This is a genomic window from Enteractinococcus helveticum (genome assembly GCF_020742345.1).
Taxonomy (GTDB): domain Bacteria; phylum Actinomycetota; class Actinomycetes; order Actinomycetales; family Micrococcaceae; genus Yaniella; species Yaniella helvetica_A.
In genome coordinates this window covers 1-2757 of record NZ_DYXC01000136.1, presented here as the reverse complement: position 1 = coordinate 2757, position 2757 = coordinate 1, and the positions used below count along the sequence as shown (strand labels likewise).

Annotated in this window: 2 protein-coding genes; one reads left to right on the top strand and one right to left on the bottom strand. The window is 54.8% G+C overall.

Going from position 1 to position 2757, the window contains the following annotated elements:
* Nucleotides 1-431: 431 nt before the first annotated feature.
* Nucleotides 432-1172, bottom strand: coding sequence for a YggS family pyridoxal phosphate-dependent enzyme (locus K8V32_RS11760; RefSeq protein ID WP_303907625.1), 741 nt, complete (start codon nucleotides 1170-1172; stop codon nucleotides 432-434).
* Nucleotides 1173-1245: 73 nt separating this feature from the next.
* Between K8V32_RS11760 and K8V32_RS11755 the strand changes: the two genes are divergently transcribed.
* Nucleotides 1246-2574 carry an aminotransferase class I/II-fold pyridoxal phosphate-dependent enzyme gene (locus K8V32_RS11755; protein WP_303907623.1) on the top strand — a complete coding sequence of 443 codons (1329 nt, stop codon included), beginning with the start codon at nucleotides 1246-1248 and terminating at the stop codon, nucleotides 2572-2574.
* The last annotated feature ends 183 nt before the right edge of the window (nucleotides 2575-2757 follow it).

Here is a 2757-nt window from a genome sequence, read left to right as displayed (position 1 = left end):
TGAAAATCGGAACAATTTTCGCAGCGAAATCGAGCCAGCTAGCGGAAAAAATTACTCACGAGATGTAAAAATCCTGTAACACGATTGTTGACCGATCGTGATTAAACTGAATTCAGCTCACATGCTGCCGGGCAGACTGCCGCAGCAAAAACAAACAACCACTGAGACTCAAACTGCTACAGGCAAGCCTCTTGAGTGGTTGTGAACACCATCGCTTGCTTGCCACACGTTGACAGTGGCACGGGAACTGCGACACTAAAGTCAAGTGAACTTTTGGCGGCAACTTCTGCACCGTCGTTGGAATCTCGCGGCTTTCGTCGAGGATGATTCATTCCTCACAAGCACAAAGTGTGATGCGCCTCTCGTGGAGAACGTCAAATTACATGTGTGTAACTTGTGCACACGTGTGGAAAGGCTTGTGGATAAGTCTCCTATTTTGAATAATCGCGTTCCCCGAAGATAGCCGTTCCGACCCGTACAACTGTCGCGCCTTCTTCGATGGCAATCTCATAGTCATTGGTCATCCCCATCGATAAGCCGCCCTCGCCGATGAGCTCGGGGCGACGCTCCAGCAGGTCGTCCCGTAGGCGGCGCAGAACTGAGAAGTTACGACGAATGATTGTCTCATCGTCAGTATGCACGGCCATTGTCATCAGCCCTTTGACGTTGAGGGCGTTGAATTCGAGTAGCTGTTCCAAGAAATTTTCGACTTCGCCGGGTTCAAGACCTGATTTGGTCTGTTCACCTGAAACATTGACCTGTACATAAACATCTAACGTACGGTCGTTCTCTTTGAGCTGGGCATCGAGACGCCGAGCAATCCGAATGCGATCTAACGCCTGAAACTCGTGCGCGAATTCCGCGACATCACGGGTCTTATTTGACTGCAGCGGACCAATAATTGCCCAGTGAATGTCCAAATCTGCCATATCGGTGGCTTTGTGCTGGGCTTCTTGCACCTTATTTTCACCAAATTGGTGCATGCCCGCAGCGTGGGCGGCTCGGATCCGTTCTTCGGGAACGGTTTTGGAGACCGGCAGGAGCCGTATCTGACTGGGGTCTCGACCGGCACGTTGTGCAGCGGCATAAATCTTGTCGTGAATATCTACCAGAGCTTGGCGGAACTCTTCGGCAGTAACAGCTACGCGTGGCGTATTCTCAAGCGTGGACATGACCAAAATGTAACATAGAAGAGATTCTGCAAGCCGTTACCCCTGCTTCTTGAAGGGGTGTTCAGGAGTTTTGGTGCCCCAGTCATCTGCGATATCGGATCAGATCGCATCCATCACCGCGAAAACAGCCGCCGAGATCGCTGAAGCGGTTCGAGACCTGGTGGATGCCGGTCAGCTGGCTCCCGGGGCCAGTCTCCCACCGGTACGCGCCCTAGCGGAGCACCTGGAGGTCAACCGAAATACTGTCGTCGCAGCATATGGCTTACTCGTCCAAGCCGGGGTGGCCGTGACACGCGGACGTGCCGGAACAAAAATCGTTGACCTCCAGCCACTGCCCCAAGAGGGCTTTTCCAATGTGACCGGATTGATCGATATCGCTTCGGGAAACCCCGACCCGGCGCTGCTCCCTGCAGCCGGCAAAGCGTTAGCGCAATTGGCAGCCGACGAACCGGTGCTGTATGGTCAACCGGTCATCGATCCAGATTTGGCGAAGTGGGCGCACGGCATGTTCGCCCAAGACGTTGGCGAAGCAGAGCTCACCATCACTGCCGGCTCAGCTGACGCAGTCCAACGACTCCTGGCGGACTCATTGACCATTGGCGATGCTGTGGGTTTTGAACAGCCCTGCTTCCTGACCACAATTCAAACGGCCCAGGCCGCCGGTTACCGTCCAATACCAATGCCCGTGGATGCACAAGGACTCACCGTTGAAGGACTCCAAAACGCGTTGAATGAGGGAATCCGTGCACTGGTGGTGACACCGCGAGCCCACAACCCCACCGGAGCGGTGATCTCTGCAGCCCGTGCTCAAGACCTCTCAGCACTACTGGCCGATCATCCACACGTATTGATTATCGAAGATGATCACTTCTGGCAGGTCTCAAACCACTCCTATCGCTCGATCATCCCCGCAAACCACCCCCGGTGGGCGCTTGTGCGGTCAGTATCGAAGTCCCTTGGACCAGATCTCCGCGTGGGCCTTGTCGGATCGGACAAACTCACCGCCTCCCGCCTTGGCTCGCACATTCGTTCTGGGGCAATGTGGGTTTCCCACCTCTTACAACGCCTCACCTACCTGCTGATAACTCACCCCGATACCCCCGCGCAGTTAGCGGAGGCCGCACAGGAATATGCTCACGCCAACGCCCAGCTCATTGACGCGTTGGCAGCGTCGAAAATATCTGCAACCTCTGCTGACGGTGTCAACGTGTGGATCAACCTTCGCCACCGGGCTGCACCTGTTGTTGACGCCCTGGCTGCACGCGGCTGGCTGGTCCGAGATGGTGCAGAATTCTCTCTCGACAGCACCGACGACGCCGTAAACCACATTCGAGTCACTATTCATCAGTTAACACCTGCCCAGCGCAAGGAATTTGTTGCAGATTTGGTAGCCGTACTCTGACGATGAAACTCCCCCATGGGCGCACCTGAGATCCTTCGATTAGGTAATCGTAGAAACAACCGATAAGGTGTTCTTAGCATTCAAGCCGCTGATGTCTTCACGAGATGGTTTTTACCCTGTACGATGAGAAGCGGTTGTGGTCCTCGGATCACGCATGAATAGCCCCGGATCCCCGGGACGTAC

Excerpts from the sequence above, each read along its gene's own strand:
- K8V32_RS11760 (WP_303907625.1), bottom strand. The coding sequence starts at position 1,172 with ATGTCCACGCTTGAGAATACGCCACGCGTAGCTGTTACTGCCGAAGAG.